This window comes from Flavobacterium circumlabens, assembly GCF_004345565.1.
GTDB lineage: Bacteria > Bacteroidota > Bacteroidia > Flavobacteriales > Flavobacteriaceae > Flavobacterium > Flavobacterium circumlabens.
The window spans coordinates 378,842-403,506 of the sequence record NZ_SLWA01000003.1; the positions used below are offsets into that span (position 1 = coordinate 378,842).

The 24,665-nt window shown below is 40.7% G+C and carries 17 protein-coding genes; 6 read left to right on the top strand and 11 right to left on the bottom strand.

Going from position 1 to position 24,665, the window contains the following annotated elements:
- Window positions 1-7 precede the first annotated feature (7 nt).
- The 10 genes from EV142_RS09975 to EV142_RS10015 all read right to left on the bottom strand — a co-directional run bounded on the left by EV142_RS09975 (window position 8) and on the right by EV142_RS10015 (window position 8,974).
- Window positions 8-781 (bottom strand): ABC transporter ATP-binding protein, encoded by a 774-nt coding sequence (locus EV142_RS09975; RefSeq protein WP_132035046.1) that lies wholly within the window; start codon window positions 779-781, stop codon window positions 8-10.
- Window positions 782-784: 3 nt separating this feature from the next.
- Window positions 785-1,543 carry an MlaE family ABC transporter permease gene (locus EV142_RS09980; protein ID WP_132035049.1) on the bottom strand — a complete coding sequence of 253 codons (759 nt, stop codon included), beginning with the start codon at window positions 1,541-1,543 and terminating at the stop codon, window positions 785-787.
- A 117-nt stretch (window positions 1,544-1,660) separates the two neighbouring features.
- Window positions 1,661-1,801, bottom strand: a complete 141-nt coding sequence (locus EV142_RS24035) for a hypothetical protein (RefSeq protein WP_158286316.1) — start codon at window positions 1,799-1,801, stop codon at window positions 1,661-1,663.
- A 108-nt stretch (window positions 1,802-1,909) separates the two neighbouring features.
- Window positions 1,910-2,581: a BON domain-containing protein gene (locus tag EV142_RS09985; RefSeq protein WP_132035052.1), complete on the bottom strand. Its 672-nt coding sequence runs from the start codon at window positions 2,579-2,581 to the stop codon at window positions 1,910-1,912.
- A gap of 49 nt (window positions 2,582-2,630) precedes the next feature.
- A complete protein-coding gene (locus EV142_RS09990) occupies window positions 2,631-4,013 on the bottom strand; it encodes an NAD-dependent succinate-semialdehyde dehydrogenase (RefSeq protein ID WP_132035055.1) in 1,383 nt (460 codons plus the stop codon).
- Between the two features lie 15 nt (window positions 4,014-4,028).
- Window positions 4,029-4,493, bottom strand: a complete 465-nt coding sequence (locus EV142_RS09995) for a hypothetical protein (protein WP_132035058.1) — start codon at window positions 4,491-4,493, stop codon at window positions 4,029-4,031.
- 730 nt (window positions 4,494-5,223) lie between these two features.
- Complete coding sequence (locus EV142_RS10000; RefSeq protein ID WP_202978496.1) at window positions 5,224-6,381, bottom strand: glycoside hydrolase 100 family protein; 1,158 nt, start codon at window positions 6,379-6,381, stop codon at window positions 5,224-5,226.
- Window positions 6,382-6,393: 12 nt separating this feature from the next.
- The gene (locus EV142_RS10005) at window positions 6,394-7,536 is read right to left on the bottom strand and encodes a glycosyltransferase family 4 protein (RefSeq protein ID WP_132035064.1); all 1,143 of its coding nucleotides are present in this window, start codon (window positions 7,534-7,536) and stop codon (window positions 6,394-6,396) included.
- Between the two features lie 4 nt (window positions 7,537-7,540).
- Window positions 7,541-8,098, bottom strand: coding sequence for a PIG-L family deacetylase (locus EV142_RS10010; protein ID WP_244606813.1), 558 nt, complete (start codon window positions 8,096-8,098; stop codon window positions 7,541-7,543).
- A gap of 183 nt (window positions 8,099-8,281) precedes the next feature.
- Entirely contained in the window at window positions 8,282-8,974 is a 693-nt protein-coding gene (locus EV142_RS10015; protein ID WP_132035070.1) for a Crp/Fnr family transcriptional regulator, read from the bottom strand.
- Window positions 8,975-9,097: 123 nt separating this feature from the next.
- On the opposite strand from EV142_RS10015, the gene icd reads away from it, so the two are divergent.
- The 6 genes from icd to EV142_RS10045 all read left to right on the top strand — a co-directional run bounded on the left by icd (window position 9,098) and on the right by EV142_RS10045 (window position 22,680).
- Entirely contained in the window at window positions 9,098-10,369 is a 1,272-nt protein-coding gene (gene icd, locus EV142_RS10020) for an NADP-dependent isocitrate dehydrogenase (protein ID WP_262710762.1), read from the top strand.
- Window positions 10,370-10,442: 73 nt separating this feature from the next.
- Window positions 10,443-10,829 carry a DUF983 domain-containing protein gene (locus tag EV142_RS10025; protein WP_132035076.1) on the top strand — a complete coding sequence of 129 codons (387 nt, stop codon included), beginning with the start codon at window positions 10,443-10,445 and terminating at the stop codon, window positions 10,827-10,829.
- 112 nt (window positions 10,830-10,941) lie between these two features.
- Window positions 10,942-13,275 (top strand): copper-transporting P-type ATPase, encoded by a 2,334-nt coding sequence (locus EV142_RS10030; protein WP_132035079.1) that lies wholly within the window; start codon window positions 10,942-10,944, stop codon window positions 13,273-13,275.
- 280 nt (window positions 13,276-13,555) lie between these two features.
- Window positions 13,556-21,091, top strand: a complete 7,536-nt coding sequence (locus tag EV142_RS10035; RefSeq protein ID WP_158286317.1) for a T9SS sorting signal type C domain-containing protein — start codon at window positions 13,556-13,558, stop codon at window positions 21,089-21,091.
- A gap of 78 nt (window positions 21,092-21,169) precedes the next feature.
- Complete coding sequence (locus tag EV142_RS10040) at window positions 21,170-21,388, top strand: hypothetical protein (protein WP_132035084.1); 219 nt, start codon at window positions 21,170-21,172, stop codon at window positions 21,386-21,388.
- 473 nt (window positions 21,389-21,861) lie between these two features.
- Window positions 21,862-22,680, top strand: a complete 819-nt coding sequence (locus EV142_RS10045; protein WP_132035087.1) for a lysophospholipid acyltransferase family protein — start codon at window positions 21,862-21,864, stop codon at window positions 22,678-22,680.
- Between the two features lie 120 nt (window positions 22,681-22,800).
- Here EV142_RS10045 and EV142_RS10050 read toward each other — a convergent pair whose 3' ends face one another.
- Window positions 22,801-24,594, bottom strand: a complete 1,794-nt coding sequence (locus tag EV142_RS10050; RefSeq protein WP_132035090.1) for a glycoside hydrolase family 2 protein — start codon at window positions 24,592-24,594, stop codon at window positions 22,801-22,803.
- Window positions 24,595-24,665: the final 71 nt, after the last annotated feature.

Below are 24,665 nucleotides of genomic sequence, written 5' to 3' on the forward strand. Positions count from 1 at the left end.
TTTTTATTTAAACAGTAGGACCAGGGCCCATTGCGTATTGATTGGTTGCAAAAAAGAAGGATTTTACCCATGGATCGGTACTGTTTTCAAGTTCCTCGTAGGTTCCCTCTGCATGCACCAGACCCTCTTTTATAATAATTATCCTATTGCCGGTCATCTTGGCACAGATCATATCGTGGGTAATGATAATCGATGACGTCTTGTATTTTTTCTGAACAGATAATATTAATTCACTGATTTCCTGGGCGGTAATGGTATCAAGTCCTGCAGTCGGTTCATCATAAAATATAATTTCCGGTTTGATTATTATAGTTCTTGCCAGACTGATGCGTTTGATCATCCCTCCTGACAATTCCGAGGGCATTTTATCAATTGCATCCTGGAGCCCCACACTCTCTAGTGCTTCGAGAATCTGCTGTTCAATATTTTCTTCTGTTAAATGCCTGGTATGATGTTTTAAGGTAAAAGTCAGGTTTTCACGAACTGACATGGAATCATATAAAGCGCCATTTTGGAACATAAATCCTATTTTAAGCCTTATTTTATTAAGTCCCTCGTAATTAAGTTTGGTTATATCAGTTCCAAAGATTTCCAATTTCCCTCTGTCTGCCTCCAGCAGACCGACAAGGCACTTAATTGCTACTGATTTTCCGGAGCCTGAACGCCCGAGGATAACCAGATCTTCGCCTTTGTTTACCCTAAGGCTTATCCCTTTTAGTACTTTGTTTTTTCCAAAAGCCTTGTGCAGGTTTTTGATCTCTATGATGGGTTGTTCTTTCATGGTTTAGAAAAATAAATCGGTGATTTGAACCGCCAGCATATCGATGATAAAAATAGATAGTGAGGCCGTTACCACTGCGGAATTCGCAGCAAGCCCTACACTAGCGGTACCGCTGGAGGCGTTAAAACCTTTATAGCAGCCAATAACACCGATAAAAAATCCAAAGAAGAATGTTTTTATCACAGCGGGCATTACATCTAAAAAATCCAGATGTTCAATTACTTCAGAAAAGTAACGTTGCAGCGTAATGGTATTATGTACGTTGTAACCGATGTAACCTCCAAAAATGCCGACAAAATCTGCAAAAATAACCAGCATCGGTACCATTAGCGTTGTGGCTAATATTCGGGTAACCACAAGATATTTATAAGGGTTAACGGCAGATACTTCCATAGCATCGATCTGGGAGGAAACTTTCATCGATCCCAGTTCAGCACCAATTCCAGAGGCAATTTTTCCGGCACATATTAAAGCGGTAACCACAGGGGCAATTTCTCTGATCAGAGAAAGTGAAACCATACTAGGGAGCCAGGACTCCGCACCAAATTTTGTCATGGTAGGCCTGGACTGAATCGTCAGTACCAAACCCATGATAAACCCCGTAATGCTTACAAGGGGAAGTGATTTACATCCGATGGTGTAACATTGACGCAGGAACTCATTAATTTGAAAAGGAGGAACGAATATTTCTTTAAAAAAACGTCCGATGAATAATGAAAAATTTCCTGCCTGGGTGAGCTGCTCTTTTACGATGGGTATCATTATGCTGAGATTTAATTTTAATGTAAAAAACAATTTTACTGGGTTAGGACCTGGATCTTCCTATTACAGGTGAATTTTCTTCTCTTGACCGCTATAAAATTGAATATCTTTTATTATTTAATGCATGTCATTTTGAATTTTTCTGGCGGTGCCTTTTCCCGTAGATAGATTTAAAATGCTCCCTTCCTGAATCTGTGTACTGGCATTTAATCCTACTGCAAAAGCAGCAACGGTTAGTAAAATTTCATAATTTTTCATTAGGTGTAATTTTAAATATTTTTATTATTTCTCAGACAAAGATGCGTTGTGCTGCTGTGTTTAAAAATGACGTCAGTCATTAGCAGAAGTGACCGTCATTACATTTTATTACTCAGAAAAAGAATATTCATAATCTACTTCCAATTCATTTTTTACAAAGGCGACTCCGGGAGTATTCCAGGTAATTCTTGCCGCTTCTTCTTTTTGGTAAAGTGATGTAACATTTCCCGAAAGGGTTACTGTACTTCCTGAGACCGATACTTTAATGTCCTTGGCATTAATGGCCCAGTGGCGTGCTAATGCATTCTCCACATGTTTTTTCTCGATGGCAGCGTTGGATTCTGACTGAATATTAATATTATTGATTACGCCTTTAACTCCCAGAAGCTGGTTAGCGGCTTTTCTGGCCATTTCTTTCTGGTAATTCCAACCCAACTGGCCTTCCAGTGTAACCCATCCGTCTTCAACTTTAAGGGTAATGTTATTATTTGGAAGCAAGATGTTGTCTGAAAAGGATCTTAAGAGATCTGCTGCAATATCAACATCATTTTTAATGAAGTGGCGTGCGTCCTGTATGTCAATTTTTTCAACGACCGCCTTGACACCTTCAACTTTTTTGGCTGCATTTTCGGCTTCAGTCTTTTTATAATAATTGTCTACAGTTCCGGTAAGAATTACTACCCCGTCCTTAACGATAACTCCGATTTCTGCTGCATGTAAAAGAGGCTCCCATTTAATTGCATCCTGCACGTCTTTTTGTAATTCTTCATTGGTTTTCATAATAGGTATGTTTAAAATTTTAAATATATTTTTTGAAAGATTGTCTGATTTAAAAAGGATCAGAAAGTTCACTCACACGTATGAGTTTTTTATTGACGAATTCATGGATTCCAAGCTCTGACAGTTCCCTTCCATAGCCTGATCTTTTGGTACCTCCGAAAGGCAGATCCGCCTGTGTCCATGTGGGATGATTAATAAATACCATACCGGTGTCAATCTGGTCTGCTACGTTTTTGCCGCGTTCAATATCACTGGTGAATACAGAACCTCCAAGTCCAAAAGGACTGTCATTGGCAAGATCAATAGCGGCCTGTTCATCTTTTACCCTGTAAAAGGAGGCGACCGGACCAAAAAGTTCTTCATGATAAGCGGCCATTCCCGGTTTTAAATTGGTCAGTATGGTGGGTTCCATAAAGGCTCCTGGACGTTTCAGACGGCTGCCTCCCAGTATGATTTTTGCTCCTGCAGCTACGGATCTCGTCACCTGATCAGCCAACAACACGGCAGCCTCTTCATTGCACAAAGGGCCTAATTCTGTTGTTTTGTCCATAGGATCTCCCACTTTGAGGCTGGCCATCTTTTGGGTAAACTTTACAAGAAACTCGTCGGCCACAGCCTCTACGACTATAAACCTTTTCGAGGCAACACAGCATTGTCCATTATTGTTGATTCGTCCTACCATGGCCCACTCAACTGCTTTTTCAATATTGGCGTCTTCTAGGACGATAAAAGCATCGTTTCCTCCAAGTTCTAAAACTGATTTTTTAAGGTTTCGTCCCGCTTCCCCGGCCAGACTTGCACCGGCGGCTTCGCTTCCTGTTAAGGAAACCCCTTTTATTCTCTGGTCTCCAACCAGAGCAGATGCCCTTTTTCCAGATATAAGAAGATTAGTGTAAAGACCCTTAGGGGCTCCGGCCTCAGTAAATAGTTCTTCTATTGCAATGGCGCATTGGGGAACAATCGATGCGTGTTTAATCAGGATCGTATTACCTGCAATGATATTAGGACCGGCAAAACGGGCTACCTGATAAAAAGGAAAGTTCCATGGTTCTACCGCAAATACGACACCCAGAGGCATATATCGTATAAAGGCCTTTCCATATTCAGGCGCCAGGTGTTTGTCAGAAAGGAATTTTTCTCCATTCTCGGCGTAGTAATCTATAATATTGGCACTAAGGTCTATTTCGGCTTCAGCCTGAGAGATTAATTTTCCCATTTCCAGTGTAATGAGCCTGGCAAGCATATCTTTTTTTTCACGCATAAGCGAAGCGACCTTATGCATTAAATATTTTCGCTGGGTAAAAGATGTTTTTCTCCAATGACCAAAAGTATCTGCGGCAGCTGCGACCGCTTCTTCAAGAGCGTTGTCAGTCATTTGCTCAAAGGTTTTGATAAGGGTATTGGTGTTGGGATCTGTTGTTTGTATTGACATGATATTTGTTTTAGATTATTTTACGTTATTAATAAAAAGGTCCTTGACTGCTTTGCTCAGTTCGTCCATATCGTAGTTGAATTCTCTTTGGAAAGATTCATTTTTGGAGGCGATGGAATCATCAAATTTCAGCAGGCCATTTTCGAATTCCATATTACGATCACGCAGTTTTGATCTCATGATTTTAAGTTTCTCACGATTGCGGATCAGTTCCTTTTTTAACCAGATAGTCTCTTTTTGATCCGACGTATTAATTTTTTTTTGAAACTGTTTTAGCTCGGCATTCAAAACCGAAACCATTTTTTCGGATTTTTCATTAAAAGCCTTCCATTCTGTTATTGTTTTCTCTTTGGCTGCATTGGTGGAATCTTTTGCTGCATGCTGAAGATCTCTGTTTACTTTCTTAAGATTATGTTCCGCATCAGTAAGCTCTTTTTTTGTGCCCGTATTGCAGCTCAACAGTAGTATTGAGAAACTCATAGAGAGGATTGTTATAGCTGTTTTCACTTTTGTTGGAATTAAATTTTGCACTATTTATTATGAAGATTTCTAATGCAAAGATGTATTTAGGCAGTGAGCTAACAAATGACGTGGGGCACATTGGTAAGTGATATGGAACACTTTTTTTACATTCTTACTGACAAAATGCTTTTTACAGCACTGGTAAAAGCGCGAAAAATAATCCAACTATTAAAAAATGGCAGTAATGAAACAATTTCAAGCTAATGGGACTTGAAGCACGATGAAGACAGGAGTTTAGTTTCACCACTATTATCCAGTAGTATAGAGCTTTCTACTAAAAAAGTGCTCACCAAATGAGATTGTTGGTTTTTAACTTCCAGAGCATTTATATGTAGCTTTGATCAGTGACTGCCCCCGGAGCTGTATTTTTAGCTATTTCCAGAAACTCTAAATTAGAGCATATCAGCTTTCAAAGTAATGCTGTAGGGGATAGTATAAGAAGTGGAAAGCAGGTTTCTGTTTAAGAAATTCATACTTAAACCAATCCTTAAAATTGCAGAACCTAAACATGTTGAAAGGGCCATAAAAGTAATTGACATGAGTAAGGAAAATTGCAGAGCAGCCAAAGCTGTCAGCACACTAATTTCCCTTGAACCCAATATTATTGTAGAGGCCAGGGAAGCTCTCTAATGTCAATGGAAATGTAAACGCCTCAATTTAGAGGCGCATAAGTTTTATTTCAGCTAAGTTAGAATATGAAAAATGGAGTGGTATTGGTCTCTACGCAAGCCACAGCATACAAGTATAGTGAAGCAGACCAAGTCTGCCAGTCCTGCCCCATGGGCTCACCATCCTGAGCCTTATACCATTCATTAAAGCCATATTCAAGATCCTTGTTTCTTGATTTTTTAATCAGGTCAGTAAGCAGAAATAATTTTTCTTTTGCCAGTTCAGTTTTGCCTGCCCGAACAAGGGCTGCTATGTGCAGGGCAGTGATAAAAGGCCATATCCCTCCATTGTGATAATCACCCGGCAGATTATACTGCTCATATCTTGGTATCCAGTCCTTATCTTCAGGTAAAATAAAGGGAAAAAAATTGGGTGCCAGCTTTAAGGCAAGATCATTATTATGTATCATAATATCGCAGTAATTTTCTATCCATTTAACAATTTCTTCCGCTCTTTTTTCTGAGGCAAGTCCTGAGAGCACAGCCAGACTGTTGCCCAGCAGATCAAATCGTTCACTATTGTATATTTTGTACGACCATAAGGCATAGTAGGGTTTATGTTTTAGCTGCATTCCCTCATGGAGATGGGAAGGATTGGTCGGGGTAGTAATGGTAAAATGCTCCATTGCATTTTGTAATCCTGCCGCTCTTTCCGTGAAGCCCATTATTTTAAGATAGCTGTATGTTACTGTATTAACATAAAGACCGTATCCCAGTACCCACTGCTCATCGCGCCAGTCACTGGTAGGCTGTTGAGCAACAAGAAAATCGTCGGAAGGGCTTTGGTACTCCATCCAGGTTAAAGCTTTTTGGACCGCATCGTCCAGAAAATCTTTTTTACCGGTTAGTTCTCTAAAAATCCCCACCGCCAATAGAAACAAAGGTGTTGTGTCACTTGCCCCGCGGTTATCAGGATCATGGACTAAAGAAGGTATGTTCCCCCTGAGGGACTGATTTTTAGACAGGGTATTAAGCGTTTTCTCCATTGCAGTTACTAATTGTTCATTTTCTGATACTGCAACCCCTAGGATAGAGATCATCAAATCACGTGTGTAAGGCTCGGGATAACCCCACGCGGCGGTTCTTGGAAGCCCGTCAAAGGGGCCTTCCACGTTGTACAGCAGCACATCCAAGGCGGCACTTTTAGCTTGTTCTATTTCTTTCCAGTCTCTATCCATGATACATGCGATTTAGTATATTTGAAGTCTTTCATTAATAATTTTTACAAATTTGGCAGCCACAATCCTGTAGTCGAAATTTTCAGCTACCCGTTTTCTGGCCGCACTTCCCAATTGCTCCTGCAACTCTGTGGAATTCATCAGTTTTATAAGGGCATCTTTAATATCTGTTACATCAGCGCGATAATCCACCGTGCGCGGCTCTTCAAATACAATACGCCTGTTTTCCTCATAACCTGATTCAGAACCAAGGGTTACTTCATTGACCACTATCTTTTGACCTACGCCAGCCAGTAAGGCGGTCTCATTGTCTACAAGTGTATCGAGCATTCCCATTGCCTTGATCCCAATAACGGGTTTACCGCAGGAACCTGCCTCCACCTGGGGCATTCCAAATCCTTCAAGACGGGAAGGGGCTGCATAGATATCGCATGCATTTAGCATGTAGGGAATAAAATCCCTTGAGATAATGCTGGTTTGGAATATTACATTGTTGCTGATACCGAGCTGTTCGGCCAGTTTTTGATCCAAATTGCTTTGAAGGGCAGTCCGCGGCTGTGGCCAGACTTTGCAGACATATTTCCACGGAGGCAGATCTTTTCCTGCTATGGCAAGGGCCTCCATGACCTCCCGCGCCCCTTTAGAGGCCGCATCTCCGCCAATGGTAAGCAACAGCTGTTCTTCAGGCTGTATTGCCAATGCTTTGCGGGCAGCCAGTACTTTTGGATCATCTTTAGGATAGGGCCTGAAGGTATCGGTATCACAGCCAACAGGAAGTACTTCAATACTATTACCACTAATGCCGTCCCTTACATACATTTCTTTTACCCAATGGGAAGTGACCAGTATCAGGGGCAGCTCGTTGAGTACATTTTGATAATTGGCAATATAGCCGTCGGCAACCAGCCAGGGTACAGCAGTCATGCCATGTTTTTGAGGATGCAGCACCAGCTGGGGGGTATGTCCCCAGTAACCGGTGCCTACTACAACATCAGGTTTAAACCAGTTATAGTACCATTGCTTTTCAAGTGCCGATTCAAGATGCACGGCATGCGCCTCTACACCATTGGCCAATAGCCCCCTGTAAAGAAGATCTCCCTGGGTCGCAAGACCACCGGGTGTAGGCGGATAATCATATAAGACAAGTACTTTCATAGTTTTATTTTTTTTTCAGCCACTCCCATGCGTCTTTTTTGGTTGTAAATTTCCAGTATGCTTCCAGCTGGGGTGTTGTTTTTGCTTCCCAGCTTTCAGGATCAAAGCCATATATTTGGGTAATAATGGCATATTTCTTTTGCCACAGGGTAGTGGACAGTTCAAAATAAAAGTCTGCTGATTTTGAGGCTTTAGGATAATATTGCTTATTGTTGTCTTCGTAGGCAAATATCATAAGCTCCCTGCATGAAATTTTATTTTCATACCAAAGATCAATTACTGATATGCCGATTTCCTCGTGCCGCAGGTGGCGGGTATATTCCCCCAGTGGATTATGTGTGATAATAAGATCATAGTCAACTGCGGGAAGAAGCTGAAGAACCAGTCGGTTAATTTCGCGTTTGTCCAGTGGAGCCTGATCAGGGCCATCATCGAGATCGCCCATGATACCTCTGCATTTTAGTATGTCAAGGGCTTTATCAAATTTGGGAGCCCTGTCCGGGTCATGTTTTCGGCAGAGACATACAATAAAACAGTCCCAGTCCGGATTATGTAACAGCATGCCTGCGGCCCATAGGGTCTCATCGTCAGGATGTGCTATAATTACTGCTACTTTCTTCTTTTTTGCCTGCATTGATAGGAAATATTAGATATCATTCAGCAAGGTAAGAACTGGTGTTAAAAACAAAAATGACGAACATTACCTTCAAGGGTGATGTTCGTCATTTTACTCAGTAAGCACTTGTTATATTTTTGTCTGAAGTAACTGCTCCAATTGTTTGGGGTCTTTTATATAAATATTTCTTTTATCTGTTTCGATACAGCCCAGTTCTTTAAATTGCTTAAGGCTTCTGCCAAGACTTTCCTGTGATGTTCCAATAAGGTTGGCCAGATCATCACGTGTTAAGTCGATACCTTTTACAGTTTGGGAATTTCGATTGAATCTATACTCTAAAAGAAGTAAAAATAAAGCCAGGCGCGCATTTTGATTCTTTTGTGCCAATACAGCAATGATATTGGCCAGGACACCAAATTCGTGACCGATGTTTTTAATAAGTGTTTGCTGCAAAGCAGGAATTTCTTTGAGTAGTTTCAAAAAATCATCCTTTGCAATAAAATTTACTTTTAAATCTTCGAGAGCTTCACAAGAGTCCTGATATCTTTCCTGTCCAAGCAGGGCATGATAACCCAGTACATCCTCTTGTGTATAGATATAAAATATTTGTTCATCACCGCTAAAACTGCGTTTAAATTTTTTGGCCTTGCCCTGTTTGATTTGAAAAATGCCAGTAGGGATGCCGCCCTCAAAGAAAAGCATAGTGCCTTTTTTTATGGTAAGGGGTTCCATAACATTTTGAACTGCCTGATTTTCTGATTCGCTCAGGTTTTCAAAAAGCAGGTTACTTTGGAAATCAAATTGGGTAAGAAGGTCTTTCATAAAGTAAATATATAATATTTATTATTTAAATATATAACATTTGTTATATATTTGTAAAAGTTATTTGTGTTCTGATTTTATAAAAAAGAATAAAACAGGAAAGCTTAAATAACGAAAATAAACTTGAATCCAAGAAAGTCTGCGCAGTACTTTTTTAAAAAATTTACAAAAATGATGAATGAAAATAAAATAAGTATTCAGAACGGAAGACTGGTTGTCCCTTCTCATCCCATAATTCCTTTTATTGAAGGTGATGGGATAGGGCCGGACATTTGGAAAGCCTCCAGGTTAGTTTTTGATGCAGCGGTTAAAAAGGCATATGGAAGCAGCAGAAAGATACAATGGAAGGAAATATATGCCGGTGAAAAAGCTTTTGAAAAGACCGGAAACTGGCTTCCGGAACAGACAATTCAGGATATTGAAGAATATTTGGTTGCCATTAAAGGACCGCTAACTACACCAGTTGGAGGCGGTATGAGATCACTGAATGTTGCCCTAAGGCAAAAATTGGATTTATATGCCTGTGTAAGACCTGTAAAATGGTTTAAAGGAGTGCCTTCCCCGGTAAAAGCACCCGAAAAAGTAGATATGATCATATACAGGGAAAATACCGAAGACATCTATGCAGGTATTGAATGGATGGCAGGAACACCGGAACTGGAAAAAGTGAAGAACTTTCTTATTGGTGATATGGGGGTTAAAAACATTCGATTTCCAAACACGGTATCCATTGGCATAAAACCGGTCTCCAAAGAAGGAAGCCAACGGCTTATAAGAGCGGCTTTCAAACACGCTATTGATTTCAGGAAAGATTCCGTGACCATTGTCCATAAGGGGAATATTATGAAATTCACTGAAGGGCAGTTCAAAGAATGGGGTTTTCAGCTGGCAAGAGAGGAATTTGGCGCCAAAGAGTATGAGGGAGGTCCCTGGCTGATTATGGAAAAATACGGACATAAGGTCATTATAAAAGATGTAATAGCAGATGCGTTTTTACAGCAGATTATTTTAAGGCCCGAACAATATCATGTCATTGCTACACTAAATCTTAACGGGGATTACATTTCCGATGCCCTGGCCGCGATAGTGGGCGGAATTGGCATCGCACCTGGAGCCAACATCAATTATACCACGGGGGTTTCTATTTTTGAAGCGACACACGGTACGGCTCCTAAATATAAAGATCTTGATAAGGTAAATCCTTCTTCTGAAATTCTTTCAGGGGTAATGATGCTGGAGTATATGGGATGGCAGGATGCTGCTGATCTTATAATAAAAGGCCTGAAAGGAGCTATCGGTAATAAAACTGTAACCTATGACTTTGAGCGTTTGATGGAAGGAGCCACAATGGTCAAATGTTCGGAATTTGGTCAGGCTGTGGTCGATAATATGTAGTATTTCCTTAGTTACTTAATCCAGGCAATTCATTAAAGGATTGTTTGGATTATATTATAAAATTATCTGATCGATGAAAGAAACAACAAAATTGTACAACATTTTTGCATTAAAATGTCCGAGATGTTATCAAGGAAATTTATTTACCAATCCGGGTCTTTTTGTGTTTAAATCGATTCTTAAAATGCCCGAGAGATGCCCGCACTGTAATCAGGACTTCAGGATTGAACCTGGTTTTTATTCGGCTTCCTTATGGATTAGTTACCCGATAATATTGATTCTCTTCGTACCGATGATTTTTGCAGGATTTGTTATAAAAGAGGCTTATTCAATTTCTATTGAAAGTCTGCTTGCAGTCTTTATCATTATTTGTTTTGCCTTGCAGATTCCCATAATGCGCATATCCAGAGCACTTTTGCTTCATTTTACAATTCACTATGTAGGAAGCGGCAATAAATAAATTTTGAATTAGAGAAAAATTAGAACTCAAAAAACTGCTGCTGTTAAGGCTGACTGTAAAAAAAGCATAGCTATGAATTGGTTCCTGTCGCAATATTTTATTCAAGCAATATATGAAACATAACCTAAATAACCATTGGCCCCTACATGATCCAGAAGAGAAATCCTGCTGCGGAAATCCTGCAGGGGCTAAGGCAGAAGTGCCGGTGGCTGCAAATGAAAATGGTAAGTATTATTGCCCGATGCACTGTCAGGGAGATAAAATATATGATAAGGCAGGGGACTGCCCGGTTTGTGGAATGCAATTAGAAAAGATGAGGCAGCTAAGGGACGTAAAAATAAGGTACACCTGCCCGATGCACCCTGAAATTATTACCGATACTGCAGGGTCATGTCCAATCTGCGGAATGGATTTAGTAGCTGTGGTGCCAAGCGATAATGAAGACAAAAAAGTATACAGAGATCTACTGGATAAAATAAAAATAGCAACACTTTTTACTGTTCCTGTATTTATAATAGCGATGATGGAAATGGTTCACCATAATCCATTACTGAATCTGATGGATGCAGTAAAATGGAATTGGGTTCAATTTTTATTATCGCTTCCAGTGGTTTTTTATGCCTGTAGTGTATTTTTTGTACGCGCCTGGAAATCCATTGTTACATGGAACCTGAATATGTTTACCCTGGTGGGTATTGGGACGGGAGTAGCTTTTTTATTCAGCGTAGCAGGACTGCTTTTTCCTTCTGTCTTTCCCGCTGAATTTAAAAATGAAAGCGGATCTGTACTGCTTTATTTTGAAGCTGCCACTGTAATTTTAACCTTAGTATTACTAGGGCAATTACTCGAAGCCAGGGCACACAGCCAGATCAGCGGAGCAATTAAGGCATTATTGCAATTGGCCCCTACAGAAGCTACATTGGTTAAAGATGGTGCTGACAGCATTATAGCTATTGCTGCTATAAAAAAAGGGGACTTGCTTAGGGTCAAACCGGGAGATAAAATTCCGGTTGATGGAAAAATTACCGATGGGCAAAGCACTGTCGATGAGTCAATGCTTACCGGGGAGCCAATACCTGTTGACAGGAAAATCGGAGATGCTGTAATATCCGGAACAATAAACGGAAATAAATCTTTTGTAATGATCGCTGAGAAAATAGGCTCAGAAACAGTCCTGTCACAAATTGTACAAATGGTTAATGATGCCAGCCGGTCTCAGGCACCTATTCAAAAGCTAGCCGACAGAATGGCTAAATATTTTGTCCCAGCTGTAATTATTACAGCTTTAATTACTTTTCTGCTCTGGGCTAAATTCGGACCGGAGCCATCAATGGTTTATGGTTTTATAAATGCTATTGCAGTTCTTATAATTGCCTGCCCCTGCGCATTGGGTTTAGCAACGCCTATGTCTGTAATGGTTGGAGTCGGGAAAGGGGCACAATGGGGACTGCTTATAAAAAATGCTGAAGCTTTAGAGAATATGAGCAAAGTAAATGTTTTGATAATAGACAAAACAGGAACCATAACCGAAGGTAAACCTTCTGTTGAGAAGATATATTCATCCAGTAGTCAAGAGGATAAGCTCCTGCAAAGCATAGCGTCCTTAGATAAATACAGTGAACATCCATTGGCACAGGCTGTGGTTAACCTTGCCAAATCTAAAAATATTCCTTTAACAGAGGTCAGGGATTTTGAAACCGTAGCCGGTCAAGGAGTTATTGGTACCGTTGGTACTGAAAAAATAGCATTGGGCAATAAAAAACTAATGGAAGAAATAGGCGCTTCTATTTCAGAGGATATTGAAAATAAAATTTTTGCAAAGCAGAAATTAGGACAGACGGTTTCTTATATTTCCATTAATGGTACGGCAGTTGGTTTTGTCTCCATTACCGATGCGATAAAATCCACCAGTATAGAGGCTATTAAAGAACTGAACCGTCAGGGTATTCAGGTCATTATGATGACCGGTGATAATATCAATACGGCCAAAGCTGTTGCTGATGTTTTAGACCTGACTTCTTTTAAGGCTGGATGCCTGCCTGAGGATAAGTTAAATGAAATAAAAAGGCTTCAGGGAGAAGGAAAGATTGTAGCAATGGCAGGAGACGGGATAAATGATGCACCGGCTCTGGCACAAGCCAATGTTGGAATTGCAATGGGAACGGGAACTGATGTTGCCATTCAAAGCGCTGAAATTACTTTGGTAAAAGGGGATTTGAAGGGTATTGTGAAAGCAAAAAATCTAAGTCATGCCGTTATGAAAAACATCAGGCAAAATCTATTTTTTGCCTCCATTTATAATGTGTTAGGAATTCCGATAGCAGCAGGTTTGTTATATCCATTTTTTGGAATATTATTATCACCAATGATTGCCGCAGTTGCCATGAGCTTCAGTTCGGTATCGGTAATCGGAAATGCATTACGATTAAGAAAATTAAAATTATAAGACTAAAATAAATTTAAAACTAATGCAATTTGCATAAAACGAGGTAATTATGTTATTTTTTTGTATTCTGTGAAATAGCTAAGACGCTGATTACCAGAAATAAATTTGATTAATATGTTAATTGAGAATAAACTTATAAACATTACAGCCATACTTATCGATAAAAGGATACATTTGACTGATTAAAAGTGTATTGTGTATTTTCTTGTAAGATAAAGTATCTAAAAGATAAGACTTGCACCCAGGCTTAAATTTCCCTCTGATTATCATGCAAAATCTAATGCTTCTTTTAAGTAAAGGAAAAGCGATTAGTACCTTTTTGAAAGATAAGCTACCATTTTCGATCTCCATTTTTTTAGGTGTTTTTTTATTGAGTTTTTCCAACGTACATGCGATGCGGGAAAGGACAGATTCTAAAAGCAGTGGTCTGATTTTATCAACGGTAACCGTTGGTACCGGAGGAAATTATACCACTTTAAAGGCGGCCTTTGATGCTATAAATTCGGGTGTTGTCAGTGGTGTAGTTACTATTCAAATCATAAGCAGTACGACTGAGACTGCTATGGCTTCCTTAAATGCCAGCGCTACAGGACTGGCAAGCTATAGCTCGGTCTTGATCTATGCTACTGGCAGCGGCTACTCCATCAGTGGTAATATTGCCAATCCTTTAGTCAGCCTTAATGGAGCAGATAACGTAACTATTGACGGAAGGGTTAATGCCACGGGTACGGCAGCAGATCTTATTTTTACAAACACGAATACAGGTGCAGCTGCCGCTTCATTGCGGCTGATCAATTCTGCAGAAAATAATAGCGTTAGATATGTCACGCTCAAAGCATCGGGAATAAGCGCTTCGACGGGTATCGTTTATTTTGTGTCTTCAGCATCAGGAAATGGAAATGACAATAACATTATTGAATATTGCAATTTGACCAGCGCGGGACTAAACCGCCCCTTAAATGCGATCCTTAGTTACGGAACGGCTGGCCGCGAGAACAGCGGAAATATCATTCGTTCTAATGCCATTTACAACTTTTTTAATGACAGCAACAGTTCCAATGGTATTAATATTGCCGGTAATAGTTCGGATTGGAAGATTAACAGCAACAGTTTTTACGATACAGCTTCTCTGGTCTGCACGGGAAATAATGTTTATAGTGTTATCCGCATTTCTACTGCCAGTATGCATACCGTCAGCGGTAATTTTATTGGAGGAAGCGGTCCGTTATGTGCCGGAGCTCCCTGGACTATGAATTCAAGTTTTGCCACGACTTTCAGTGGAATCTTTTTCACAGGGAATACTTCAGTGCCGAGTTTGCTGGAGAACAACACAATTCAAAATTTTGTATACAGCAGTACCAGTGCCAATCCATGGGACGGAATCTATTTATCCATGGGTAATGCTGTAATTCAAGGCAATACCATAGGTGCGGCATCGGGTACAAATTCTATTGTGATTACCACTCCAAATGCTGCAGCTTCGGCTACGATTTCGGGAGGTATTGTAACGGGCCTAACACTTGTGGGCGGAGGAAGTGGTTTTACAGCACCTCCGCAAATAACTTTTACACTGTCAGGAAGCACCACTGCCGCAACGGCAACAGCTGCTATTTCCGGAGGAGTGGTTACGGGATTTACCATTACCAATGGAGGATCGGGTTATACCAGTGTGCCCAGTGTGAACGTTAACGGCTCGGGTTATTCTACCTCACATGGAATACGTTATCTCAACAGCGGCGAAGTTTCTATCGAAAACAACAGTATTGGCTCAATTACCACTTATGGAAATTCGGGATACTCGCATTGCTTTGAAGGAATTGTAATCAGCGGTGTTGCATCTTCTGTTATCACGATCAGTAATAATCTTATTGGGAGTCTTTCCACTGCCGGCAGTATTCAAACAAGCTCGCCAGCGACGGCATCCCTTTACAAACAGGATTTAAGGGGGATTTACGTTAATTCTGCCGTAAATCTGGTCTCCATCACAGGAAATACGATCGCCAATATGACCAGTGCTTACAATGGTACCTCCGTTACCAAAATTGACGGAATCTGCACTAGTGGCGCCTCCAATATTATTCGCAATAATACGGTAAGGGATCTTACCAGTTCTTCCAATTCTACCCTCAGAGGCATACAGCAAACCGTAGTCCTGGCAGGTACCAGCCAATCATTGACAGGCAATACCGTTTATAACCTTCGAAATAATCATGCCAGCGCTGCAGTGGGTGTTATCGGTATTGATTATTCAGGTCCTAATTCAGGTACCAATACGGTTTCCGGAAATTTTATTCATGACTTGTCACTGGCATCAAATAATATTCTTTCCGAAATAGATGGAATACTTTTGGGTAATGGAGTAACCACGGCAGATAATAATATTATCAATATCGGAACCGGCGTTACTGCAGGGTACAAAATCTACGGAATCAATGACAACAGCACTAATAATGCGTTATACAATAATAATATTTACTTTAACACGGTCTATGTAGCTGGTTCGGTAAGCTCAGGGACTACTTCTTCAACTGCAGCGTTATGGAATGTGAATAATACATCCACACGTAATTACAGAAACAATATCCTGATGAATATAAGAACTGGCGGGGCGGCTGGTAAACATTATGCCATCCGGGTTGCCGGAATCAGTGGACTTACCATTGATTATAATGATTATGTTGTGGCCGGAAATGCCTTTTTAGCCTCTTTTAACAGCACAGATAAAACGACTTTGGCTCTGTGGAAAGCTGCTACGCTTCAGGATGCCTCCAGTTTGAACATTAATCCTCTCTTCGCTGTACCGGGAAGTAACCTTGCCCTTAATTATTATACTTCAGCAGCACTGCCGGCAGTAACAGGAACGGGCATCACGGCAGACTACACAGGCCTTGCCAGAAGTACAGTGCCTAAAATGGGTGCTTTGGAAATAACCGCATATGTCTGGTCAGGAGCAACCAGTACTGATTTTGCTACAACTACCAACTGGCAGGGAGGACTGGTTCCACCAAACGGATCCGATATCTCTTTTGCTGTTTCGCCTTTTAACAACTGCGTTTTGGATCAGAACAGAACAGTAAGAAATATTACCAATGCGCAACCCACCTACAAATTACTTCTAAATGGCCATGAACTGACAATTTTGGGCAATCTTGTTTTTTCCAATAATGCCAAAATAGATGCAACTGCCGCAGGTTCCATACTGACATTTGCCGGAACTGCTGCGCAAAATATTCCTGCCGGAGCATTGTTGTCCAACACTATGGACGGTTTGAACGCAAACAATCCGGAAGGACTTACGCTAAATGATAATATTACGGTTAACAATCCGACGACGCTCAGCAGTGGGGAACTAATCATAGGAGCACATACACTAACACTTAATGGACCAATTTCGGTTGTATCCGGTTCCTTAACAGGAGGTCTTACCAGTAATATTACTATTGGAGGCAGCGGGACTGCCAGTTTATCCTCTGTTATTTTAAATAATCTTACCCTTAACCGTGCAGCAGGCATTAATCTTTCAGGTGCGGTTTCAGTGGCGGGAACTTTGGCCCTGCAATCAGGAATTCTATCGGTTGGCTCCAACACGATGACACTTTCGGGCAGTTCACCAACACGAACAACAGGAAGTATCGATGTTTCTGCTGCCGATGCCACATTAATCTTTACCAATGCAGCGGCCATTACACTGCCGTCGGGATTTTTTATAAACGCTGTAAATAATCTGACCATAAATGGCGCAGGCGGGATTACATCCGCCGGAAATTTTTCGATCAACGGAATACTGAACCTGCAAAGTAATAATCCATCAGCAACCAAAGGGCTTCTTGACATGTGGAATGGGTCGACTGCTCTGACACTCAACATGGGGGCGAGTTCGATAAATGACGGAATAGGAGATACAACGGGTATCATAAAACGTGTTTCAATCTCTTCGGGGGTAAGTTATTCCTTTGGAAGCCAGTTTACCAAGGTCTATTTTGCCAACGTGGGAACGATGCCTACAGAGCTGAGTGTTAAGGTCAATATTGGCGTTGCTCCTTCGTGGCAGACAGGAGCTATAAACCGGGAAATGGAAGTGATACAAACCGGAGCAGTGGGAACTAGTGCCACAGTGTCTTACCATTATCTGGACAGTGAACTTAATGGTAATGATGAGCAGCATCTTGTGCTGTGGGTTAAAATAGGTAATATTGAATATGGAGCCTCAGCCTCTGATGTCAATGATAACTGGGTTTCCTTATCCAATGTAAACATCGCTTTTTTTTCAGGAACATTTGATAGCACTAAAAATATTACGCTGGACGAGTACAGTACGAATAATACACTGACCTGGAACGGATCTGTATCGACTTCGTGGACTACTGTTGCGAACTGGACCCCAAATATAGGGCCATCAATAACCAAGAATATCATTATTCCCGATGCTCTTACTACGCCTTTTGATCCGGTTTTGCCCTTAGTAACCGGAATTAAATCAGTAACACTTCAGAGTGGCGCAATATTGAATGCGGTTGCAGCAGCTCAGACTACAATAGAAGGAACATCTGCCTGGAGTAATCAGGGAGGAACATTCAACCCCAATACAAGTACTATTATTTTTACAAACGCTTCTGCTACTATTTCCGGAATAACTGATTTCTATAACCTAACGATAAACAGTGGTAAACTCTTGTCAATGACAGATGGCTGTACTGTAAGAATCGCCGGTGCCATAACCAATAACGGAAGTTTTAGTGCGATTGTTCTGGGTACTACCACAGTAGAATACAATGGTGCCTCACAAACAGTCTTAAATCCAAATGGAAGCACGGCAGGGTATTCGAATCTGATTCTCAGCGGGAGCGGGATCAAAACAATGCCTGCTGGATTACAAACGATTTTAGGTGATTTCAGTCTGGCCGGAACTGCCTCGGTTACAGCTTTATCGGCTTTGACCATAGGCGGCAACCTGACAATTGGCAATGGTACTACTTTAAACAGCGGTAATTTTAACCACAGCCTTGGCGGTGATTTTGACAACAATGGTACGTTCAACGCAGCAACGGGGCACAGCATCATTTTCAATGGAAGTTCTCCCCAGTCCATTTTGGGTACAGCAGCAACGACATTTGATCAGCTGACTATTTCAAATGGTAACGGCGTTTTGATGTACAACGCAGTAAATGCCGCCAATTTACTTACACTCGACTCCGGAACCTTAAGTGTAGGAGAAAGTACTCTTGGCATTTTAGGGACCATAAGCAAAAACTCCGGAAATCTAGAAGTAGGTTCGCTTTCTTCCTTGAGTTTTGGCGGAACAGGCGCCATTACCTTAGCTCCCGATTTATTCAATACCAATCCGTCTTTATACAATTTAACGATTAACAGGCCGGGTGGTGTTGTGCTGGGGCAGGAAACAGCAGTGGGCGGCGTATTGAATCTTTTATCAGGCACGCTAAACATTGCAGCGCTAAATCTAACCATCAATACAGTATCAGTGACTGCGCCGGGCTCAGCCACAATGATAATAGCTGACGGCGGAGGAGAGATTAGAAAAATTTTGAGCCAGTATGTTCCCTTTACTTATCCTGTTGGAGATGCAAGCGGTACAGCTGAGTACAGTCCGATAACAATAACACTCAATGATGATAATAGTGCCAGTCATTATTTTGGGGTCAAATTGGCCAATAGCAAATACCCTGATAATGCCAGTACTTCCAATTACTTAACCCGTTATTGGAATGTAAGCCAATCCGGAGGCGGCCAGCACTTAGTAACGCTGAATGCTGCCTATACAAACGCTGATATTACAGGAATTGAATCCGCTATATCAGAAGCCGTATTAACGGGTGCTTTTAACCAGGATAATAATCCATGGGTAAAGTACGATGTCTTGTCGGCTGGTACCATTACTGTAAACAATACGGCATTGATTTCGGGACAGATCACCACCGTTACAGGAATTACAGCTGCCAGCCCCACAGTAAGTATAGTTGGAATAACAGATGCCTGTATAGGTTCTACTATTCCTTTAAGTACAGTGGTTACGGGTGATTCCGGTTTTATCTATAATTGGACACCCGCTGCTTTTTTAAGCAGTACCAGCACTGCCAATCCAACCGTTGTAAACATTACAACATCTACTACCTACACTGTTACTGTTAAAGACGGCAACGGTATTATTGCCAGTGCTGCAGGCACCATAAATGTAGGGGCTACGACGACTTATAACGGAACGTGGAGCAACGGGCTGCCCAATAGTACTGCCTCTGTTATTATTGCCGCTAATTATGCACCGGCAGCTTCATTTGAGTGCTGCTCGTTAACGGTCAATAATAATGCAGTGGTATCAATTCCATCCGGTATGAATGTAACTTTAAACGGAATCCTGACCGTGGCAGCAGGCAGCAGCTTTACGTTGCAGAACAATGCCAATTTGATACAGAATACCAATAATGCTAATTCCGGTACTATTACGGTAATTCGTAATTCAGCTCCAATTGTACGTTTAGACCATACTTTGTGGAGTTCTCCGGTAACCGGTACGCAGACCCTGCAGCAGTTTTCGCCCACTACACTCGCTAACCGTTTTTATGTCTATAACATTTTAAATAATACGTATACTTCAACGCCGGCAACAGGCTATTTTCCACTGGCAAAGGCTATTGCTGTAAGAGCACCCAATAATTGGTCGACTGTACAGACAGTGTGGCCGGGCAGTTTTACGGGTGTTCCCAACAACGGGGATATTGCAACGCCATTGGAAATGACCGGAGCAGCCTACAACGGGATCGGCAATCCCTATCCCTCTGCCATAAGCGGAACTGAACTGGTAAATGCCAACAGTAGCAGGATTACAGGTACGCTGTACTTTTATGCGCACACGCTGGCCATAAATGCAACAACAGGTCTTTTTCCTCCGGGAACCAATTATGCAGTTTGGAATCCTGGTATGGGAGGGACACCTTCAACAGTGGGCGGCGGGGGAACCGGCAGCAGTCCGGTTACTCCAAACGGGATCATACAGACGGGTCAGGGATTTCTGGTAAAGGCTGTTGCCCAGGGCAATATGGTTTTTACCAACAGCATGAGGAAAATAGATAATGCCAATCAGTTTTTCAAGGGCACCGCAGTAAAGACGAATTCAGCTGAACCTGATATTGAAAGACACCGAATCTGGCTCAGCCTCACAAGGGGCAGTACCGGCCTAAATACCATATTGGTAGGGTACGCTGCGGGGGCTACCAGCGGAATTGATTATGGATATGACGGATTAAGGTTTGGCGTTACCGGCAGCGAGCTGTATTCTGTCATAGGCGCTGATGCTTACACTATTCAGGGTAAGGCACTCCCTTTCCTAATTGATGATACTGTTCCATTGGGTTTCAAAGCAGCAGAATCGGGAAGCTTCACAATAGCTGTTTATAAAACAGATGGGTTGTTTACGGGAGATCAGGATATACTGATCAAGGATAATCTCACCGGTACTACAAGCAGTATTAAGACTACACCCTATACTTTTACAAGTGAAATTGGAACCTTCGACACGCGTTTTGAAATGGTCTATACAAAAGGCACCTTAGGTCTTGATCCGCAGACTGCAGTTGAAGAGAGCGTAATACTGTATGTCAAAAGCAATACATTATTTGTTCAGAGTAGCCAGGTAATAACGACCGTCCGCATTTTTGATATGCTTGGCAGAATGCTTTATGAAAATAAAAAAATAAATGATACCCACTTCCAGCATGATAAGTCAGGATTAACCGGTCAGGTTGTTCTTGTTCAGGTCACTGACAGCGAAAACCACAAAGTTGTCAAAAAAATAATCTTCTAAATACCCCAAGGTCTTACAGAAAAGATCCGGATAAAATCTCTGGTGCCAAAATATTTTGGCACCAAAAACGCTTGCTATATGAAAAAGATAATCCACGCCTTTTTACTGTTCTTTTTATGCACCATTGCATTTGCCCAAGATGGTCCTCCGCCGCCGGATTTTGAAGATCCTAACGATCCTAATCCAACAGATCAGCCTGTTGTAGTTCCTATTGACAGCCATGTGATTGGGCTGGCTATTGGTGCCGTATTTCTGGGTCTATATATGATCTGGAGAAAAAAATACAGCCATTCGTAAAGGAATGAGCTGAAAAGGTTTTGCCATTATACCTTATTCCATCCACAAATCCAGACTTAAATTTAAATAATAATAATAACGATAATATGATGATCCGTCTAAAGGATAAGGATTATAAATTCAACATTGATTATACTTTAAATTTTAATAGTATTGGTAAGATTGAGATTTATAAAGAGTATAAAACAAAAGAGCCAATCTATAAATGAACAACAGATGAATCTGCAAATTACAGCTACTGACGGAACTAAGAAATATTCCTGCTTTCCTAATTTGTTTATCTGCATATGGAGTGTTCCAATATAAAATCAGAGTATCTTTGACTGCGTAAAAACAGGCAGCTGATTATCAGTTCTGTTTTTTCAGCACCCTTATTCTTGTTTCGAGTCAGGATACTAACACCAATTTTACCAATAACAATAACGATTGCCAGTCCTAATTTCTTTTTTACATCTAATCTTAACCGCTATAACATGACATTGATATCCAAAGAAAAATTTTCAGAAGCTGCGGGTCTTTCTAAAATTCCTATTCCCGGATTGCCCGCGTATTTAATGAAAGTACTGAAAATTAATGATTTAAATAGTATTGTCAAAGAGGCAGGTAATCTCGAGGGAGCGGATTTTGCTAATTATGTCCTAATGAAAATTGGAGTGAAAGTACAATTTGATGATTCCGAATTACTAAATATTCCTCGCGAAGGAGCTTTTATAGTGGTGGCAAATCATCCCTATGGAGGCATCGAATCGTTAGCTTTATTAAGTACAATTGCAAAAGTACGTCCTGATACCATGTATATGGGGAATTTTTTATTAAAGGAAATTCCAAATCTTGAAAAATGTATTATTGCTGTAAATCCATTTGAAAACGTGCAGAATTCTGCGAGTATTACGGGATTAAAAATGACGCTTAAAGCTCTGGGAGAAGGCACTCCCGTTGCCATATTTCCTGCCGGGGAGGTTTCATCTTATAATTTTAAAACCAGTGAAATAACAGACCCCGAATGGCATCCTGTAGTAGGAAAGATTATCTGCAAAGCTAATGTGCCTGTTTTGCCGATATATTTTCATGGAAATAATGGTTTATTCTTCAGTATGTTAAAATCAATTCATCCGATGCTGCAAACTTCGAAACTGATATCAGAACTCTTTAACAAAAAAGGATATGCTCTAAAGATGACTATCGGAAAAGCCATTTTTTTACATGCGGAAAAAGGAAAAGTTTCCGATTCCCTACTATTAAAAAATCTGAGAAGCAAGCTATATGCTCTTAAAAATCAATCATATAATTAAGTGCTTATACTTCTAAGTTAAGAGGATAATCATTTTTGCTTATCCTCTTTTTTGTTTTAAATTACACTACAGTAATAAAGGAAGTCTTACTTGTAAGAGGCTTTCTTTAACTATCCTTTACTATTTTGTATCCAGAGAGGTATAATAGTCCTGTAAAATGTACCATGCCTTTTTTCTGTCTCCTCTATCCGAGAGCAGACCCTTGCGATTCCATCCATTTTGATAGACAGGGTGCATTCTTCCGAGTGAACGGTAATCTACTAAAATCCACGGACAAACACCTGCTAAATTGGGTGCTGTTTTAAACATGGCAATTTGGTCTTTGTAGATTTGCTCCTGGTATTCTTCGGTCCAGTATGCTGCTTCATCGGTTGGGCCGTAATGGCTTCCATAAAGTGCTTCGCCTCCAAATTCAGCTATTATTACCGGTTTGTTGGCTACCAGTTTCCATTTGGTATCCTGCGGTTTACCCTGCCAGGGTATGTACCAGCCAATATATTCGTTTAAAGATATAATATCGAAATAATTGTAAAGAGGATCATTTACATCTAAGGTATTATTACTGTATCCCTGATTATTAATTACCGATGTTATTAATCTCGTGTCATCTATTGCCCTGCATTTTTTAGAGAGTTCAATCAATGCTTCATTACGATTGGGAGTTGAGGTATATGTTTCGTTGGAAATGCTCCAAATAAAAACGCTGCAACGATTTTTATCTCTGGCAATCATTTCTTTAAGCATGGTTTCCATTTTATCGGTTACTCCCGGAGCAGCAAATTCAATATGCTGGTAAACGGGCAGCTCATCCCAAACCAATAAGCCCATTTTTTCAGCCATTTTAACCATATTCTCGTTGTGTGGATAATGGGCAAGACGAACAAAGTTGCAACCCAGCTCTTTTGCCCAGGTGAGTAAAATAAGCGCATCAGATTGTGAAAATGCTTTAGCTGCCGTTAGCGGATTTTCTTCATGAATATTGGTTCCTTTTAAGAATATTGGTTTACCATTCAGCAAGATTTCTGCCCCTTTGGTTTCAATGGTTCGAAAGCCAATCTCGTCTGTAATAGAATCAGTTTCACTTTCAATAATAACCTTGTATAATTTTGGATGGTCCGGCGACCATAATTTAAATTTTGAAGAAAACTCTACAGGGGCCTTACCGCTGCTATTGGTTTTAGTCGTATAGATGATGCCTAGTTCCGGTATTTTTACTTTTACAGATTGTGAAACACCAGCTCCTTTAAGTTGTATCCAGCCACTTACTTCTTTAGAGGACGATTTTTTTAACTGAATCAAATAATCTTCAATGTAACAAGTGGGAGTAGAGACCAGATGTACATCGCGTGTAATTCCTCCGTAATTAAACCAGTCGTAACCAAGACCCGGCAGTCCATCTTTCAATCGTTGATTATTGACCTTCACAATAAGACTGTTGCTGCCGTTAACGGCCAGATCGCTTATCTCGAACTGAAAAGGCGTAAAGCCACCTTCATGAGTACCCAGAAGTTTACCATTTAAATATACCGTAGCTCTATAATTAACGGCGCCAAAATGAATAAAATAACGCTTGTCTGCTGTTTTCTGGTAGGTAAATGCTTTTTTGTACCAAACGACACCCTCCAAATAGGTGATTTCGTTTATTTGGGTATTAAAATCTCCGGGCACGTTTAGTAATGGGCTGCCTTCAAATGAATATTCGACAAAATCCGTTTTATTTTGCGGTTTTTTTTCCAGCCATATCTCCCGCCAGTCTCCAATATTGGTAGGATCAATAATGCACTGCCATTTGCCATTTAAGGATTCGGTTTTTCTGGATGCAATATTCTGTAGTGTCTGACCTTCACAAATCCAGAAGGTCAATAAAAAGCAGAAGTGTAATATAAAGCAGGATATTTTTTTTGGCTCTGGCATAGTTTATTAATATAATATGAATCCTAAAATTAAATTTTTTTTTACTTTCTGACTAATCAAAAATCGTCAAA

Excerpts from the sequence above, each read along its gene's own strand:
- EV142_RS09975 (WP_132035046.1), bottom strand. The coding sequence starts at position 781 with ATGAAAGAACAACCCATCATAGAGATCAAAAACCTGCACAAGGCTTTT.
- EV142_RS09980 (WP_132035049.1), bottom strand. The coding sequence starts at position 1,543 with ATGATACCCATCGTAAAAGAGCAGCTCACCCAGGCAGGAAATTTTTCA.
- EV142_RS24035 (WP_158286316.1), bottom strand. The coding sequence starts at position 1,801 with ATGAAAAATTATGAAATTTTACTAACCGTTGCTGCTTTTGCAGTAGGA.
- EV142_RS09985 (WP_132035052.1), bottom strand. The coding sequence starts at position 2,581 with ATGAAAACCAATGAAGAATTACAAAAAGACGTGCAGGATGCAATTAAA.
- EV142_RS09990 (WP_132035055.1), bottom strand. The coding sequence starts at position 4,013 with ATGTCAATACAAACAACAGATCCCAACACCAATACCCTTATCAAAACC.
- EV142_RS09995 (WP_132035058.1), bottom strand. The coding sequence starts at position 4,493 with ATGAGTTTCTCAATACTACTGTTGAGCTGCAATACGGGCACAAAAAAA.
- EV142_RS10000 (WP_202978496.1), bottom strand. The coding sequence starts at position 6,381 with ATGGATAGAGACTGGAAAGAAATAGAACAAGCTAAAAGTGCCGCCTTG.
- EV142_RS10005 (WP_132035064.1), bottom strand. The coding sequence starts at position 7,536 with ATGAAAGTACTTGTCTTATATGATTATCCGCCTACACCCGGTGGTCTT.
- EV142_RS10010 (WP_244606813.1), bottom strand. The coding sequence starts at position 8,098 with ATGCTGTTACATAATCCGGACTGGGACTGTTTTATTGTATGTCTCTGC.
- EV142_RS10015 (WP_132035070.1), bottom strand. The coding sequence starts at position 8,974 with ATGAAAGACCTTCTTACCCAATTTGATTTCCAAAGTAACCTGCTTTTT.
- EV142_RS10025 (WP_132035076.1), top strand. The coding sequence starts at position 10,443 with ATGAAAGAAACAACAAAATTGTACAACATTTTTGCATTAAAATGTCCG.
- EV142_RS10030 (WP_132035079.1), top strand. The coding sequence starts at position 10,942 with ATGAAACATAACCTAAATAACCATTGGCCCCTACATGATCCAGAAGAG.
- EV142_RS10035 (WP_158286317.1), top strand. The coding sequence starts at position 13,556 with ATGCTTCTTTTAAGTAAAGGAAAAGCGATTAGTACCTTTTTGAAAGAT.
- EV142_RS10040 (WP_132035084.1), top strand. The coding sequence starts at position 21,170 with ATGAAAAAGATAATCCACGCCTTTTTACTGTTCTTTTTATGCACCATT.
- EV142_RS10045 (WP_132035087.1), top strand. The coding sequence starts at position 21,862 with ATGACATTGATATCCAAAGAAAAATTTTCAGAAGCTGCGGGTCTTTCT.
- EV142_RS10050 (WP_132035090.1), bottom strand. The coding sequence starts at position 24,594 with ATGCCAGAGCCAAAAAAAATATCCTGCTTTATATTACACTTCTGCTTT.